General features: G+C 41.5%; 17 protein-coding genes. 8 read left to right on the plus strand and 9 right to left on the minus strand.

The genetic code is table 11. The annotated features are described in order from the left end of the window. Nucleotides 1-50 precede the first annotated feature (50 nt). The gene (locus KJB05_RS02010) at nucleotides 51-470 is read right to left on the minus strand and encodes a secondary thiamine-phosphate synthase enzyme YjbQ (RefSeq protein WP_005438458.1); all 420 of its coding nucleotides are present in this window, start codon (nucleotides 468-470) and stop codon (nucleotides 51-53) included. A 306-nt stretch (nucleotides 471-776) separates the two neighbouring features. On the opposite strand from KJB05_RS02010, the gene pgi reads away from it, so the two are divergent. Continuing rightward, nucleotides 777-2,429 (plus strand): glucose-6-phosphate isomerase, encoded by a 1,653-nt coding sequence (gene pgi / locus KJB05_RS02015; protein WP_208445809.1) that lies wholly within the window; start codon nucleotides 777-779, stop codon nucleotides 2,427-2,429. Nucleotides 2,430-2,529: 100 nt separating this feature from the next. Here pgi and KJB05_RS02020 read toward each other — a convergent pair whose 3' ends face one another. Both KJB05_RS02020 and zur read right to left on the minus strand, forming a co-directional pair. Beyond that, complete coding sequence (locus KJB05_RS02020) at nucleotides 2,530-2,991, minus strand: chemotaxis protein CheX (protein WP_005381269.1); 462 nt, start codon at nucleotides 2,989-2,991, stop codon at nucleotides 2,530-2,532. A 9-nt stretch (nucleotides 2,992-3,000) separates the two neighbouring features. Continuing rightward, nucleotides 3,001-3,465: a zinc uptake transcriptional repressor Zur gene (gene zur, locus KJB05_RS02025; protein ID WP_005438461.1), complete on the minus strand. Its 465-nt coding sequence runs from the start codon at nucleotides 3,463-3,465 to the stop codon at nucleotides 3,001-3,003. Between the two features lie 584 nt (nucleotides 3,466-4,049). Between zur and KJB05_RS02030 the strand changes: the two genes are divergently transcribed. Then, the gene (locus tag KJB05_RS02030; protein WP_208445810.1) at nucleotides 4,050-4,343 is read left to right on the plus strand and encodes a pyocin activator PrtN family protein; all 294 of its coding nucleotides are present in this window, start codon (nucleotides 4,050-4,052) and stop codon (nucleotides 4,341-4,343) included. 700 nt (nucleotides 4,344-5,043) lie between these two features. Here the strand turns inward: KJB05_RS02030 and KJB05_RS02035 are convergent. Further along, nucleotides 5,044-5,826, minus strand: a complete 783-nt coding sequence (locus tag KJB05_RS02035) for a hypothetical protein (RefSeq protein ID WP_244868313.1) — start codon at nucleotides 5,824-5,826, stop codon at nucleotides 5,044-5,046. Between the two features lie 342 nt (nucleotides 5,827-6,168). Between KJB05_RS02035 and KJB05_RS02040 the strand changes: the two genes are divergently transcribed. Beyond that, on the plus strand, nucleotides 6,169-6,432 hold the full coding sequence (locus KJB05_RS02040) for a hypothetical protein (RefSeq protein ID WP_213053099.1): 264 nt from the start codon (nucleotides 6,169-6,171) through the stop codon (nucleotides 6,430-6,432). Nucleotides 6,433-6,526: 94 nt separating this feature from the next. Next, nucleotides 6,527-7,075, plus strand: a complete 549-nt coding sequence (locus tag KJB05_RS02045) for a sce7726 family protein (protein WP_244868322.1) — start codon at nucleotides 6,527-6,529, stop codon at nucleotides 7,073-7,075. Here the strand turns inward: KJB05_RS02045 and KJB05_RS02050 are convergent. From KJB05_RS02050 to KJB05_RS02070, 5 genes are all read right to left on the minus strand, one after another. Then, a complete protein-coding gene (locus KJB05_RS02050) occupies nucleotides 7,067-8,104 on the minus strand; it encodes a beta family protein (RefSeq protein WP_208445814.1) in 1,038 nt (345 codons plus the stop codon). The genes KJB05_RS02045 and KJB05_RS02050 overlap by 9 nt on opposite strands. Further along, nucleotides 8,094-8,627: an ImmA/IrrE family metallo-endopeptidase gene (locus tag KJB05_RS02055; protein WP_208445815.1), complete on the minus strand. Its 534-nt coding sequence runs from the start codon at nucleotides 8,625-8,627 to the stop codon at nucleotides 8,094-8,096. Before KJB05_RS02055 ends, KJB05_RS02050 begins: the two co-directional genes overlap by 11 nt. Next, complete coding sequence (locus KJB05_RS02060; RefSeq protein WP_208445816.1) at nucleotides 8,611-9,330, minus strand: hypothetical protein; 720 nt, start codon at nucleotides 9,328-9,330, stop codon at nucleotides 8,611-8,613. Before KJB05_RS02060 ends, KJB05_RS02055 begins: the two co-directional genes overlap by 17 nt. Before the next feature lie 238 nt (nucleotides 9,331-9,568). Continuing rightward, nucleotides 9,569-10,630, minus strand: coding sequence for a helicase RepA family protein (locus tag KJB05_RS02065; RefSeq protein ID WP_208445817.1), 1,062 nt, complete (start codon nucleotides 10,628-10,630; stop codon nucleotides 9,569-9,571). 116 nt (nucleotides 10,631-10,746) lie between these two features. After that, on the minus strand, nucleotides 10,747-11,856 hold the full coding sequence (locus KJB05_RS02070; protein WP_208445818.1) for a site-specific integrase: 1,110 nt from the start codon (nucleotides 11,854-11,856) through the stop codon (nucleotides 10,747-10,749). A 308-nt stretch (nucleotides 11,857-12,164) separates the two neighbouring features. Between KJB05_RS02070 and dusA the strand changes: the two genes are divergently transcribed. The 4 genes from dusA (at nucleotide 12,165) to KJB05_RS02090 (ending at nucleotide 14,675) form a co-directional block, all read left to right on the plus strand. Continuing rightward, entirely contained in the window at nucleotides 12,165-13,148 is a 984-nt protein-coding gene (gene dusA, locus KJB05_RS02075; protein ID WP_208445819.1) for a tRNA dihydrouridine(20/20a) synthase DusA, read from the plus strand. A gap of 163 nt (nucleotides 13,149-13,311) precedes the next feature. Next, nucleotides 13,312-13,527, plus strand: coding sequence for an envelope stress response protein PspG (gene pspG, locus KJB05_RS02080; protein ID WP_005438463.1), 216 nt, complete (start codon nucleotides 13,312-13,314; stop codon nucleotides 13,525-13,527). A 100-nt stretch (nucleotides 13,528-13,627) separates the two neighbouring features. Beyond that, nucleotides 13,628-14,293, plus strand: coding sequence for a TIGR04219 family outer membrane beta-barrel protein (locus KJB05_RS02085; protein ID WP_005438464.1), 666 nt, complete (start codon nucleotides 13,628-13,630; stop codon nucleotides 14,291-14,293). A gap of 151 nt (nucleotides 14,294-14,444) precedes the next feature. Further along, nucleotides 14,445-14,675, plus strand: a complete 231-nt coding sequence (locus tag KJB05_RS02090; RefSeq protein WP_005438465.1) for a hypothetical protein — start codon at nucleotides 14,445-14,447, stop codon at nucleotides 14,673-14,675. The last annotated feature ends 73 nt before the right edge of the window (nucleotides 14,676-14,748 follow it).

The raw sequence follows: 14,748 nt of genomic DNA on the forward strand, positions 1-14,748 counted from the left end.
GATATAAAAACAAAGGCTAACCTTTTGAGTTAGCCTTTGTTTTATCTGATTTATTCGCCGTTGATGGTGGCGATGATGCGTCGACTTCCACCGTAATCTCGGTGCTCACCTAAGTAAATACCCTGCCATGTTCCCAAAGCTAACTGACCGTTTTGGATAGGAATCGTCACACTACTGCCAAGTAAAGACGCTTTAATATGGGCTGGCATATCATCATCGCCTTCATAAGTGTGCTGGTAGTAAGGCGCTCGTTCAGGCACAAACTTATTAAAGTGGGCTTCCATGTCCATACGTACTGTTGGGTCTGCGTTTTCATTTAAGGTCAGGCTAGCGGACGTATGTTGAATAAACAAATGTAACAAACCTACTGAAAGCGATTGGATTTGTGGTAATTGTTGTTCAATTTCATCAGTGACCAGATGGAAACCACGCTGACGCGCTTTTAATTGCAGTGTTTTTTGTGCCCACATATGCGTTCCTTTGGAAAAATTTGATTTGGCGTCTATCCTAATCCAATTAGAGCCTGTCATTACGAAATGATATGATTCTCAGCATCATAAATGAATTGTTTAAATTCGAAACAGGGAACGTGACCTAACTCAATGTGAGTGTAAAGGCACTCCGTCATAATTGATGGCTGAAAAAAAATTACAAAGACTTGTTTTGTGGCAATTCGCCCTAACATCTTATTTATATTCTATTTGCTAAATCGGGGATTCCGCAGTTTTCGCTAGACTGTAAGGAATGGAACCTACTGTAACATCGGGATAAAGACCATGTTGAAAAATATCAATCCAACGCAAACACAAGCTTGGAAAGCGCTAACTGCGCATTTCGAATCTGCACAAGATATGGATCTGAAAGAGCTATTTGCTCAAGACGCAGCGCGTTTCGACAAATACTCAGCACGCTTCGGCTCAGACATCCTAGTCGATTACTCAAAGAACCTAATCAACGAGGACACTCTGAAGCACCTTTTCGCTCTTGCTAAAGAGACTGAGCTTAAGTCAGCAATTGAAGCGATGTTCAGTGGTGAAGCGATCAACAAAACAGAAGATCGCGCTGTTCTTCACACTGCACTGCGTAACCGTTCTAACAAGCCAGTATTGGTTGGCGGCGAAGACGTAATGCCTGCGGTAAACGCAGTTCTTGAGAAAATTAAATCATTCACAGATCGTGTAATTGGCGGTGAGTGGAAAGGTTACACAGGTAAAGCAATCACAGATATCGTAAACATCGGTATCGGCGGTTCTGACCTTGGTCCTTACATGGTGACTGAAGCACTAGCACCATACAAAAACCACCTAAACCTACACTTCGTTTCTAACGTTGATGGTACTCACATCGTTGAGACGCTGAAGAAAGTAGATCCAGAAACAACGCTATTCTTGATCGCGTCTAAGACGTTCACGACTCAAGAAACCATGACAAACGCGCACTCTGCTCGTGATTGGTTCCTAGCAACTGCTGGCGATCAAGCACACGTTGCTAAGCACTTCGCAGCGCTTTCTACTAACGCTCCTGCGGTATCTGAGTTTGGTATCGACACAGACAACATGTTTGAGTTCTGGGACTGGGTTGGTGGTCGTTACTCACTATGGTCAGCAATCGGTCTTTCAATTGCATTGTCTGTAGGTTACGACAACTTTATCGAGCTTCTAGACGGTGCTCACGAGATGGATAACCACTTCGTATCGACAGAACTAGAAAGTAATATCCCTGTGATTCTTGCTTTGATCGGTATTTGGTACAACAACTTCCACGGCGCTGAGTCTGAAGCAATCCTACCTTACGATCAGTACATGCACCGTTTCGCGGCGTACTTCCAGCAAGGTAACATGGAATCTAACGGTAAGTACGTAGACCGTGAAGGTAACGCAGTGACTTACCAAACTGGTCCTATCATCTGGGGTGAACCAGGTACTAACGGTCAGCACGCGTTCTACCAGCTGATTCACCAAGGTACTAAGCTGATCCCATGTGACTTCATTGCTCCTGCAATCAGCCACAACCCAGCAAGCGACCACCACCAAAAACTGATGTCTAACTTCTTTGCACAAACAGAAGCATTGGCATTTGGTAAGTCAGCAGAAACTGTGAAGGCAGAATTTGCGAAAGCAGGTAAGAGCGAAGAAGAAATGGCGTCTCTAGTGCCGTTCAAAGTATTTGAAGGTAACCGCCCAACGAACTCTATCCTAGTTAAGCAAATCACACCTCGCACGCTAGGTAACCTGATCGCAATGTACGAGCACAAAATCTTCGTTCAAGGCGTTATCTGGAACATCTTCAGCTTCGACCAATGGGGTGTTGAGCTAGGTAAACAACTAGCAAACCAAATCCTACCTGAGCTAGCAGATGAGTCAGAAATCAGCTCTCACGACAGCTCGACAAATGGTCTAATCAATGCATTTAAAGCGTTCAAAGCTTAATGTTTGAATAGAAAAAGAAAAGGTCAGCAAACGCTGACCTTTTTTATTGCCTGAGGCAGAAACAAAATAGGTTGGCATTGACCAACCTATTTCTTCTCTATTATTCGAAGCAAATCTCGATGAAGGCATTTCCCCACTGTGAAGAGAAAGGCATGATGATGATTGAGCCTTCACACTTGTGGCGAATGGTGTGGCCTCGACCTGATACCACAACCGGTGTTGCCATATCAAAATCAAATCCACTTTCCGCTAGAATGCGCTTCGCACCGCCTGTCACCATGTTCGTGATCTCACCAACCATGTCTGTCACTTCTTCGTTCAGTCCATTTGGACGTTCACCAAGCATGTTCTGCATGATTTCTAGTGCTAACGCTTCATCAAAGGTAATCGACATTGAACCACGAGTTTGTGGACCAACCATACCGATAAGGCCAGAAACGTCACCTCGTGCGATCTCATCTTTCTTGATTCGCGGTTTTTGTGGCTTCAGTTCAAGCGAAGCCATGGTTTTTAGCACATTCATTAACGAAGCTAAAAACGGGTTTACAAATTCAGCGCGCATAACGTTCTTCTATCTTTCTTCTTTCGTCTCCGAGGAACATGCCTGGCACTCGCCATGGGTCTCGATAACTTGATTCGTCAGCTTGAATCCATGTTTCTCGGCGTTATTGGCTAATAAGGATATCAGCGTCTCGTCTTCAAGTTCAACGACATCACCACATTTATCGCAAATTAGCAGTTGGAAAAAGTGCTGTTGAGTGTTGAACGAACAGCAAGTGATAAAGCTGTTGTTTGATTCCACTCGATGAATAAAGCCTTGTTCTAGAAGAAAATCTAATGCTCGGTATACCGTCGGTGGTTTAGCCTGAGGCTCACTCTCTTTCAATTGCTCCAATAGCTCATACGCACTTGAGGCGCGGCGATTAGAACAAATAAGCTCAAAAACGCGTCGGCGTTGCGGCGTCAATCTTACTCCGCGCTCAGCGCAGATTTGTTCAATTTGTTCAAGGATTGTTGGGTCCAAATCTTTCACCATAACTATCGGACGTGCTTTATGATAAACCATTTCTATACGAAGTTCGTTTAGAAAGACTCCATTTTACCCACTATCAGACCGAAAATCATGAATTAAAGCAAGCCAGTGTCCCTTAGAGCGCGCAACAGATATCACAGAACGAGACACCAATGCCGAAATGCGCTTATCAGCGATTGAATTCACAAGGCTCGCATCCACTGCACAGTGGGTATACAATACCCGACTTAATTTTTTTGAGCGCACCTTCGCGCTCTACCTTGGCAACGTAAAAACGGGTGTTTATATCATGACTCATTCTTGCAGGCTCTCTGTAGCACCAATGTTGGATTGGACTGATATTTGATAAAAATCATTAAATATCAACACCTTGCCTTGGCCTTCTGTATTTTGGGGGCAAATTGGGGGTAAATATTAAAAGTATTTTATTTACGCCTTTCACACCACCTTCAAGCCCCATAATATTGCCCCTCCAAAAAAAATCGACTTTTTTACAAATTAAATTTGGATTATTGGTAAAAACTTTGTATTAGCTTTGGGTATGAGTAAATTTTCTCATACGTTCACGTCATCCATGAGAGGTTAAAATGACAGGACGTACAGCCCGCAATACCAACAATCTTCTATCAACAAAAGCGATGTTAGCTGGAATGTTTGGCATGAAACCATGTATTCCACTTGATGAAATCGCAACAGAATTCCTAGATATCTCGATTAAGACCGCCCAACGCAAGGCGAGACTGAATGAGCTTCCTTTTCCTACCTTTCGGCTGGGAATAAGTCAAAAATCGCCTTGGTATGTCAATCTTGATGACTTAGCTATTTATATCGATGAACGCAGTTCTTCGGCTCGTAAAGCTTGGCAGAGGGCTATGATATGAATCTGGGTAATATGGCAATCCTAAACCCATGGTTTAGTGGATCTGACGTTGATAAGCGCCTTATAGAGGAGTGCGTTCAAGGGTTAGTTCACAGTGACAACTTTGTAGAGTTCGTTCTCAGCATTTCAAATGACTCTAGAGTTCAGAATGTTAACTTTGGTAACTTGATCAGGGAAACGAGTGTATTTGAAATAACTGGGTTACTGAGGGTCATTGAACTAGCTATGTATTGTACAGCTGAGGATATATTCTCTATGGAGCTTATATCGTATTTAAGACTGAGAAGGTGATTCCCCTTTAGTGTAATGAAAGAGTTGTTAGGGCTAAGTTTTTGTTTTGTAAGGTCTCTATTTCCACTTAGTTTTTGGTGTATTGTCAAACCCAACTTAGGTAATGCGAGAGATAAAGACAATGACACGCACAACGGGAGCAATTAATGCGTCGCAGATGTTCTAGAGGAACTCGTCAATTGCATACTATTTCACTAGCAGGTACTGGAGGATATCGTTGAATTTCTGGAGCTCACCCTACCTAATATATAGGAATATTTGTGGTCAGATAGGGGGAGGCTATCTATTTAGAGTGGCTGGAAGAGTACCAGAGTATGGCATTTAACCTGTACTACGTTCACAACAGGCGCGAAAGTAGAGGTTAAGTACTATCATTACGTTTCCCCCTCGAACGAGGGGCTTTTTATTTTTTAGTGGGTCAAACCAACTGTTGATTTTAGGTCTTGAATCGAGTTGTGATACTTAGTGGGAACGTTAAGCTCAGAAAGCTCCTCAAAAATTTTTATTAGGCGATTCAGCTGACGGTTAGCTTGTCGTTTATTGTTGTTATCATTTGCCTCAAACCATTTTTCTGCCTGTTTTTGCATTCTTAGAACAACTTTTTCAACATGTAGGGCTTCCTCTGCTTTTTGCTGCTGATATCTCCAAGTTTCTAGTCGTTTACCTCGATCTATTTCATGGGGGGTATAGTCCTGATGATCTATGCCAATATGCTTTAATACGGCGGCATTAAAAGCAGACTTGAGCACTTTAGTTCCTTTTTTCTGTTGGAGTACTTTTAGCACTCTCCGGCAAACAACTTTACCGATCACTAGGTGAACATGATCGCCTGTACCGCGGATAAGGTTTTGATTTTGTCTGTGCAGTATAGCTCTGATCTGGGATTTGAACTGTCTTATCTCGTGTGGTTGTAGTTCACAAAGCAGAGCAAGAGTGCTGCAACAGTCGTTCAAAATTAATTTCCACTGCTTTTCTGTTGGACGATACCCCTTTGGGAGCGCCAAACAATATTCCATTGCATAGCTGCAAATGGGTCTACCACCGTGAGGATTTAGTTGTTGTTGTACTCTAAATTGTTCACCAGCTAAAGCTATTCTTTGTGATGTTTTAGCATCGCCTACCAGTGAGATGATCGATTCTGTATTTCTGTGGTTTGAGTGATTTTTAGCTAGAAGATAACGTTCTCTAGCCATAACACCGTTAGTGCTATTTTTCACTGGTTCAGTAGTTACTATCCAATTTTTTAGCATGTTTTAATTGAAGCATATTAAATCGTAGTTATTGAATGCAAATAACTCATCAACAACATCACATAGAGTCAGGTATTCCAGATAGGACAACTCCATCTGCTACGCATTTGTTGGTTGTCACTGGTGAGATTGGGATACCCCCTCTCAACGCCCCCTCAGGTTGATACCATTTCTGATACTTATTAACCTCTAGATAAAATGGAAAATTACTCTCCGTCATTTAAATGTAAGTTGTTAAAAAGCATCGATAACAAGAAAAGTAAAAGGCTTATTGTTCAGGCAAGAGTGCTTAAACATTGCGTTGATGCAGGGCTTATTGAGCAAGAAGATATCAACTCAGATTCGACAATCTGGAAATGGTTATCAACGATTATTAACGATAACTTGACTTGCCTTAGCCTGTTGGAAGAAGTCACCTGTCTATCGATATACACTACAGAAGACTTCGAAATGCACATTGATGAGCTAGTTTCTACAGTGGTTAAAGATATTGCAAAAAGGGTGCTGCAAGCTCATAAGTGTGAATGTAGTGATAAAGATAAAAACTAAGGTAATATAATTGTAGAACATTGAGTATCTTTGGTTATCTAGAACCATTCTGATGCTAAACTTCTCAAAAAAACAGTGCGGTACAGTATTGAGCATGAAAGATGAGAGACAGATTACTTGCAAACTTATTGATTACCTTGAACGTGTCTATGACTTTGACTTTATAGCTAGAGAAGTTCCTTTTGCTGAGGGGGTAAGGAGAGCTGATGTTGTTTCGGCAAGTAAAAAATCGAGATCTACGTATGCATTTGAAATCAAAAGTGATAGTGATACTTTAGTTCGGCTCGATGGACAATTAGAAGATTACAGGCGAACATTTAACTATGTATATGTTGTAACCACCTCAAAATATGTAGAGTCTGTAAAAAATTACGGTCTATGGTTTGGGGTGTTATCTATCACGAAAGATGGGACGATCTTAATCGAGAGAGAGGCTAGAAGGCGAAATCTGACGAATCATTTAGATGGTAGACCGCAAGCCAACACAGTGGAAGGAGATCCCAATTGGAGGTACCTCAATTGGCTTTGTCAGAGATATGAGCCTCTCTATGAATTGTTTCTCAAGGAGAGACCATCAAATCTGACAAATGAAGAAGATATTAAAGTTCTATCCTTGAGAAGTGACCGAATTCCGCTACTTTAACCAAAGTACACTTCTAGTCATATGAATGTTAATTCTTACGGATATCCAATATGAAGGGCTTTTGCCGTTTGGTTTTGAACACGCATCAAGGATCTCTTGATTGCCCCAGCAGTTGATAGGGTTAGCCTTGTACGTTTTATTTACAACCATTCGGTTTGCACAGTCTTTATAACCACCTAAATTTCGTTGTTTGCGACAAAAAACAACCTTATCGATTGTTGGGTAATCTATTCTTGGAACCCAGTTGTAAGCTGTTACGTCATTTCTGAATGGGTGTACGGAGGCATAGTCACCATACTTTAAGTCTAGATATGGGAACAATGCTACAAGTTCCGAGTAAAACTGCTTTTCATGTAAGCTAAACTCGCCAGCATCTTTGTTTCCATGATTTACCATAGCAGGGAATGATGATGAGCAAACTATAGTTTTACCGAGTTTTAGTTTGTCTGATTCACACTGTTGTATGAAAGATGAATAGATAGATTTGGAGTAACTAATATTTTCAGAGTCAACATACTCTGCGTCTAAGATCGTCGTAAAATCAAACTTTTGCGCTGCTTGAATCAACTTAATGGATATGTCCATATCAAGGTATTCAGGCTTCAACCTGATAGCAAAAGTACCACAAAGCTCCGAAAAGTAGAGCATTTGACTTTGGATCTCCTCAATCGAACTGTCATCAAAAGCCTGAATTATGGGTCTTACAGCTAACCCTTCATTTACTAAGCTTTCAATGAAAGAGCGCCAATTTTCGAAATTATTAAAATCGTCAAAGTAGGACTCTATCTGTGAGTTGCTTAGGCTATCTTCTGAAGTTAGATCTAGATAGAAATAGTTGTTTTCAACAATGTCGGATATTTCTTGAACTCTTTTGTAGACATCGCCTATTTCATCATATTTGGACTTTCTCGCTTTAGTCAATTCGAGGATGGGGTGAATGACTGAGCCGTCTGTACAGTTAAACTGCTTGAGTGCTCTCATCTCGGATACAGTGGTTTTCAGAATTGGATAATAGCAGCTAGAACTCATATGAATTATTCCTTATTACATCGGCTCGTTTCTTTATTGCTACACTCGATGTACCAAAGTACTCAGCAATATCGTCGATCTTATTGGATGAGAATCGGACATAGTCTCTGAACTCGTCTTTTGGCATTAAAAGAGCCCCTGCAAAATTATCTGCCTCTAACTCTTTTTCTGAGTATGCTTTACCACGGTGAAAGGTAGTATCTTCATAGTCTTGTTGTGAGTCTCTATGAAGAAAGTAATGCCCTAATTCATGAGCAATAGTGAACCTTTGTCTTCTTGGGTGATGAAGAGAATTGACGTTGATTAACCAGCGATTCCCATCGTGATGTAGTTTGCCGGAAACGTTATTCTCTAATGGTAGATATTGAATTCCAATTCCAAGTAAGTGGCATAGACCCTTCAAATCGATAGGACGAGTTTCAATATTGTTTTTTTTGGCAATAGCAAGGATATCCTCCGGTGTCTTTTGGTTCACTTGAAGGTTGCTTGGGGTGTTACGCTTGTTTCTAATGCGGATTGCCATTGTTTACTTCTGTTTCCATTAATACGACGGTGTCATCACCATCAGTGTTCGCTTGTTCTTCTAGCGTTAGGTTGATCTGTTGTATTGAAGAGGAAATACTTTCTATATCTTTAGAGTTTTTTAGTATGTCTTCTTGCATCGAAGCGATGTTGTAGTCTTCTAAAGACTCTTCAGACTTGCTATAGATAGATTCTTCGATTTTATTCCAAAAGTGTATTGAATCCAGTACCTTATACTTTAGAAGGTAGTCAATTTTCTTATCTAACTCTGGATCACTGAACTTGGTAAGCTGGTCATCGATCTGCTGCTTCATTGGAGTTATCTTATCATCAATGGCCTGTTTGGCGACAGCCTTGGCTTGGGCCTCAGCTTTTTCTTCTGCACTAGCTTTAACAAAGAATAGAGTGAACAAACTCATAACGGTAATGATGGCAATCAAAAAAACGATTATGGTTGAGTAGAAAGTGCCAATTTGCCCAAGTAGGTCATCAGCAGAAAATATGATGTTCTTGTCTAAAAGTCGCTCAAGTCTCAGCTTGTCAACATGAGAGAGATTCTCCAATGTTGGAGCTAAGATATGGGGGGAGTCCGGTATCAAAGAGCTGATATCACCTTTGTATAGTGTTGCTACTAGTACAAGAGTCAAACTACTACCAAGAATAGCGCCAATAACGGTCGAAAAGATTTGTTTTACGTAGCTCATTTTATCAAACCAATTTCACATATGACCTAATACTGCCAAATAAGTATAGGTTTAAGGAAGAAGTGATTGATTTATTCCTAAAAAATTTGACGTACTTCATCATAAGATGGAGCGATAGGATGAGTGTTAATCACTTCTCACCTAAAATGTGCCATTTCAGGCGAAAAGCGATTGAAGGTTTTGGGAACATCCGACTGTGACATGTGACACACCTATATGGTGTGTCACATGTCACAGGCTAGATAACAGTAATGATGTCCGTCCCAGTAGCTTTATTGGAATGTTGTTCTAGAGTGATTAGCCCTTTATCAACAAGAGCCTGAATTGCTCTACGAAAACTTTGTCGTTGAGTGTTATCCATTGTTCCTTCTGGATGTAATAAGTTTCTTAGTTGATCGCGTGTAGCTTTGCCTGCAAAATTGTTGTTCAAAGCATCAACTATTGGGTGTGTTTTGGGCTTAATGTTGTCTTCCTTTTGCACAGCCTTCTTCCTTCTTGCTAGAGAAGTGATTGGTCTTTGGTTGTCGCAGACAATACCTAGGTCTACGGTTTCCATTTCCAATTCTAAGCACGCCATTTCAACACCTTCTTTTTGTTTCGTATTGCTAAAAGTAAGCAATTTTGACTGTCCATTTCTTTTTACGTGGAACTCGTAGTCACATGCTGCTCTAAGGACGCTACTGCCTCTTGCTCCTTTACTTGAGTCCTTTCCCGTGTGGTGTACAGCTAGAACGCTAGCGCTAGTCGCGGCTTTCACCTTGTCACAACCTGCGATAAATGCCCCCATATCTCTTGACGAGTTCTCGTCACCGCTGAAGCATCTAGCTAAGGTATCAAGAATTAGCAACTGAACTTTTACATTATGACTATCTTCAATCTGCTGAATTGCGGTTATAAGTTGCTCCTGTGTGCTATCTTCAGAAAGTAACACGCTATTTCCTAGAACAAAAACGTTGTCAGCACATAAACCATTAGCCAACTCCCACGCTTTGATTCGCTTGGATATGCCAATTTGACCTTCTGCGGCGACATAAACTACGGCACCGCTCTCAACCTCTTTTTCGCACCACGGTTTATTTGTGGCTATGCAGCACGCTATATCAATAGCTTGAAATGATTTTAAAGTCCCGCTTGCTCCATAAACTACACCGAAGGATAGAGTTGGAAAATAGTCTTTAATTAACCATTGAGCTTGATGGTCGTACCCTGCTGAGCCTCTTGAGAAACAGAAGCTTCCGTATTTTTCATTAGTGTTTTTATTCTCTGTAGTTGTTGTATATGTATTTGTAGTTCTAATCATTATTTGAAGTTTTGTTTAATGCCACATCTTGTGTGGTCCTTATTGATTAGATCTTTTCAAAAGGTGATGCAAATTTTTTGAATGGCGAGCTAAATGGCTCGCCAAACAGATGATATCTACGATCTTCTAATGTTATTTAGCATCACGCTAATTTCAGATGCTTTGATCCGGTTGTAATGCTCTTGCAGGATACGAAAATCTTTGTGACCAGTAATTTTCGCTACAACTGCGATATCCATTCCTGCCTCAATCAATCGAGATGCTCCCTCGGCTCGCAAGTCTCGGTAACATAGATCGGTGATCCCTAGTTTAGCTCTAACTCTTTGCCAGCCAGCAGTTATGGATTGGGGGTTGTATGGAAAGATCCTTCCATCTTTGCTTTGAGGTTGAGATTCAATAATCTTTATCATTTCATCACAGAGCGGGAGAGCCATGTCATTGCCGACTTTCTTTGTCGGGTGTTTTCTGTCACGCACCAACAGTGTCTTTTTATCTGCATCATAGTCACTCAGTCTAACTTTACATAGCTCCCCAATTCTCAAGCAAGACAGTATCGAGAAAGGAACAATTGAGCTGTAGGGAATGTGTGCAGCTCTATGAACCTCCCTTTTTTTCAGTTCATCCATAATTCGATCAAGCTCAATACTGGTAGGTCTACGGGTACGCCCTCTACTTCGAGCAATTACCCCTTTGTCTACAAGCTTCTTATACGCTTTATCATGGTAGTCTGTGTTAGCCTTTATGCCATATTCCTCTTGTGCAACATCCATAACCGTCTTTAAGTAAATTACATCGGTCATTATTGTTGATGGGCTTGGTGATGTAGGGGAGTTGATTCGTTGTTTACAGTGTCGCTCTAAATCCTTAGCAGTGATTTCATGAGCATAGATTGTGCCCAAATCTGAAATAGCGAGACGTTGTAAAACGTAGCATTTGTCTGTGCCTTCGTACCTTCTTAGGTTGTCGGGGTCGTTGAGATACGTGTAGATAAGGTCAGATATTGTAGCATTTACAAGCTTTTGTGGTGCTTGCTGTAGATGTTGTGGGTTTTCTTGTAGGTATTCAAGTTCTACTCTCATCTTTTTAGCCCAACTAGCGGCTTGTGGGCGAGTATCAAAAGTACGGCTTTTGCTGCTCATTACCACTCCTTTTTCAGTGCACTTAACGCGAGCCTTAAAACGAATGCTTTTCTTGTTCTTAACTTGAGTTATTTCGATTGATGCCATGTTGATACCTTCAACTCTATCCAAGACAACACAACCTTCGTTGTGCGGGTGAGGTAGGAACGTTCGACACAAAATCTTCAACCTATAATAAAAGATTGAAAAAATGTTGATTATCAAATGTTCGCTGAAGGTTGGTGTGAGAGACATTTCCTTGTATAATCGCCGCCCAATTTTAAGGGGCGATTTACCCCCTGATTTTGCCCCTTAAGGGGCAATTGAATGTCGAAACAGATCAAAACAAGCCAGAACACCCCAAAATACTCCAAAACGGAAGGGCTGGTAAGGCGTTGATATATAAAGGTTTACCAATGAAATACCCTGCAGCACGTCTCAGCGTTGCCCCAATGTTGGATTGGACAGATCGTCATTGTCGCTACTTCCATCGCTTAATGACCAAAGAAACCCTGCTGTACACCGAAATGGTGACCACAGGCGCGATCATTCATGGAAAAGGGGATTTCCTTGCTTATAACGAAGAAGAGCATCCGTTAGCCCTTCAGCTTGGCGGTTCAAACGCAGCGGATTTGACTACGTGTGCCAAACTCGCTCAAGAGCGTGGCTATGATGAAATCAACCTAAACGTAGGTTGTCCATCTGATCGCGTTCAAAACGGTCGCTTTGGTGCATGCCTAATGGCAGAGCCTCAGTTGGTTGCGGACTGTGTTGCGGCGATGAAAGACGTGGTTGATATTCCTGTTACGGTAAAAACTCGTATCGGTATTGATGACCAAGATTCTTACGAGTTCCTAACGGACTTCGTATCTATCGTCTCTGAGAAAGGCGGCTGTGAGCAGTTCACTATCCACGCACGTAAAGCATGGTTAAGTGGTTTAAGCCCGAAAGAGAACCGTGAGATCCCACCATTGGATTATCCACGCGCTTACCAACTGAAGAAAGATTTCTCACACTTAACGATTGCGATTAACGGTGGTGTGAAATCATTGGAAGAAGCGAAAGATCATCTACAACACCTAGATGGCGTGATGATCGGTCGTGAAGCTTACCAAAGCCCTTACTTGCTAGCATCTGTGGACCAAGAGTTGTTTGGTTCAAATGCTCCAGTGAAAAAGCGCAGCGAAATCGTTGAAGAGATGTACCCGTACATTGAAGCGCAATTGGCAAAAGGTGCTTACCTTGGCCATATCTCACGTCATATGCTGGGTCTGTTCCAAAACATGCCGGGTGCTCGTCAATGGCGTCGTCACATCAGTGAAAACGCGCACAAACCGGGTTCTGGTCTAGAAGTGCTGCAAGACGCACTGGCGAAGATTCCAAAAGAATTGAACGTGTAAATTTCACCAGTGGTTGGTGAAAATTACCAACTTACAAATAGAAAAGCCAGAGTGCAGAAATGTCTCTGGCTTTATTTTTACTTATAGATCATGGTTTTATTCTTGTTTTAATAAGTTGGTACAGAACCTGCTCTAGTAAAACTAAAACAAAGGAGAAGTGATTATGTTGGAGCTGATCTTTATTTTAGTATTTGCGGCAACTCTGCTCGTGACTGGTATTACGATGGTGACTGTATTTGCTGCGACTGGCATTGCATTGGTGGTGATGTTCTTATTGGGCATGGTTGGAGCTGTGCTAAAACTATTGCCTTGGCTAATAGTGATTGCATTAGGCATATGGTTTTTTAAAAACTTCGTCGCTCAGCCTCGTTATAAGTAACGGATTGTAGAGATTTAGTTGATGGTGGGCTGTGAGAGTATGTTAGTATTTCTCACATGCCCCTTAATGTTGAAATCAGCTATCTCGGAGTAAAAATTACATGACATATAAAGCGACCATCGCTTTAGCGACACTATCGTTGGCAGCATCTTACCCTTGTTTTGCAGAACAAGAGTCTTCTTTCACAACCACGGTTGGTGCAGAAGTTTGGGTTGCGGATACCAAAGTGAATGAAGTAAGAAGAGATAGCGATACAACGGGTACTTTCTACGCAGCGATTGAACATGACGTTAAATACGTACCAAACGCGCGTCTTCGTTACTCAAGCGTTGATGCCGATTACATGGGTTTCGACAAACTAGACCTCACTCTTTACTACCAAATTCTTGAACACGACTTAATGCACTTTGATGCGGGTCTGACCTTTAGTAATTTGAGTGACACAAAATACGTAGACGCAGGTACCAATGCTCGTACAGAAGATTTTGATGAGCTGATTTGGGCTTGGTATGGCTATGCAGAAATCACCGTGCCAAATACAAACTTTGATGTGATTGGTGAGATGAACTTTGGTGATAACAAGGGGATTAAGAGTACTGACCTAATGGCTGGTGTTCAGTACCGCATTCCTTTCCAAGAGTCTGAATTAACATTCCGTGGTGGTTACCGAGTGATCGACTTGGAGTCAGAAGAGTTTCTATCAAGCTTAGGTAAAGAGTTCATTTTTGCGGACGGTTTCTTCGTTGGCGCTCAGTACTCCTTCTAAACACATTTCTCTGAATCTCTTAAAACGTCGCTTTATAAGCGGCGTTTTTTTTATATCACTTCATTATATTAAATCGAATTTCTCGCCCAAGTATCAGACTTCGACCATGCTTATCTAGGAGCAATGTATAAAAGTTGGAGCAGGGATTGCGATGACAATAAATGAATTACGACATCTATTTCGTGACAACCAGCTAGTAGAAGCCATCATCGAACCTTCAATTCAAGAAGGTGGATGGGTTGTTGAGTTTCGCCACGCACGCGGTGGGTTTGTCTGTCTAACGGACAGTCACGGGGAAGAGTGTCATTATGATGATCTCGATACGGCATCCAAATCGGCAATGGCCGTCGGCTTTCAGCAGGTTCGTATTGAAGATCGGTGAGTCTTAGCGCGACTTGCTTACTTCCAAAAAGTTATAAAACATTCTCTTCTATTCTTTCTTGTTATTAGAGAGA

Origin of the sequence: Vibrio sp. B1ASS3 (assembly GCF_905175355.1) — a bacterium.
GTDB classification, from domain to species: Bacteria; Pseudomonadota; Gammaproteobacteria; order Enterobacterales; family Vibrionaceae; genus Vibrio; species Vibrio owensii.

Bases quoted from the DNA above. Each gene is read 5' to 3' on its own strand.
- KJB05_RS02090 (WP_005438465.1), top strand. From the start codon at position 14,445: ATGACAATAAATGAATTACGACATCTATTTCGTGACAACCAGCTAGTA.
- KJB05_RS02050 (WP_208445814.1), bottom strand. From the start codon at position 8,104: ATGAGTTCTAGCTGCTATTATCCAATTCTGAAAACCACTGTATCCGAG.
- KJB05_RS02060 (WP_208445816.1), bottom strand. From the start codon at position 9,330: ATGAGCTACGTAAAACAAATCTTTTCGACCGTTATTGGCGCTATTCTT.
- KJB05_RS02055 (WP_208445815.1), bottom strand. From the start codon at position 8,627: ATGGCAATCCGCATTAGAAACAAGCGTAACACCCCAAGCAACCTTCAA.
- KJB05_RS02085 (WP_005438464.1), top strand. From the start codon at position 13,628: ATGACATATAAAGCGACCATCGCTTTAGCGACACTATCGTTGGCAGCA.
- KJB05_RS02010 (WP_005438458.1), bottom strand. From the start codon at position 470: ATGTGGGCACAAAAAACACTGCAATTAAAAGCGCGTCAGCGTGGTTTC.
- pspG (WP_005438463.1), top strand. From the start codon at position 13,312: ATGTTGGAGCTGATCTTTATTTTAGTATTTGCGGCAACTCTGCTCGTG.
- KJB05_RS02020 (WP_005381269.1), bottom strand. From the start codon at position 2,991: ATGCGCGCTGAATTTGTAAACCCGTTTTTAGCTTCGTTAATGAATGTG.
- KJB05_RS02065 (WP_208445817.1), bottom strand. From the start codon at position 10,630: ATGATTAGAACTACAAATACATATACAACAACTACAGAGAATAAAAAC.
- KJB05_RS02035 (WP_244868313.1), bottom strand. From the start codon at position 5,826: ATGGCTAGAGAACGTTATCTTCTAGCTAAAAATCACTCAAACCACAGA.
- zur (WP_005438461.1), bottom strand. From the start codon at position 3,465: ATGGTGAAAGATTTGGACCCAACAATCCTTGAACAAATTGAACAAATC.
- KJB05_RS02070 (WP_208445818.1), bottom strand. From the start codon at position 11,856: ATGGCATCAATCGAAATAACTCAAGTTAAGAACAAGAAAAGCATTCGT.
- dusA (WP_208445819.1), top strand. From the start codon at position 12,165: ATGAAATACCCTGCAGCACGTCTCAGCGTTGCCCCAATGTTGGATTGG.
- KJB05_RS02045 (WP_244868322.1), top strand. From the start codon at position 6,527: ATGAAAGATGAGAGACAGATTACTTGCAAACTTATTGATTACCTTGAA.
- pgi (WP_208445809.1), top strand. From the start codon at position 777: ATGTTGAAAAATATCAATCCAACGCAAACACAAGCTTGGAAAGCGCTA.
- KJB05_RS02030 (WP_208445810.1), top strand. From the start codon at position 4,050: ATGACAGGACGTACAGCCCGCAATACCAACAATCTTCTATCAACAAAA.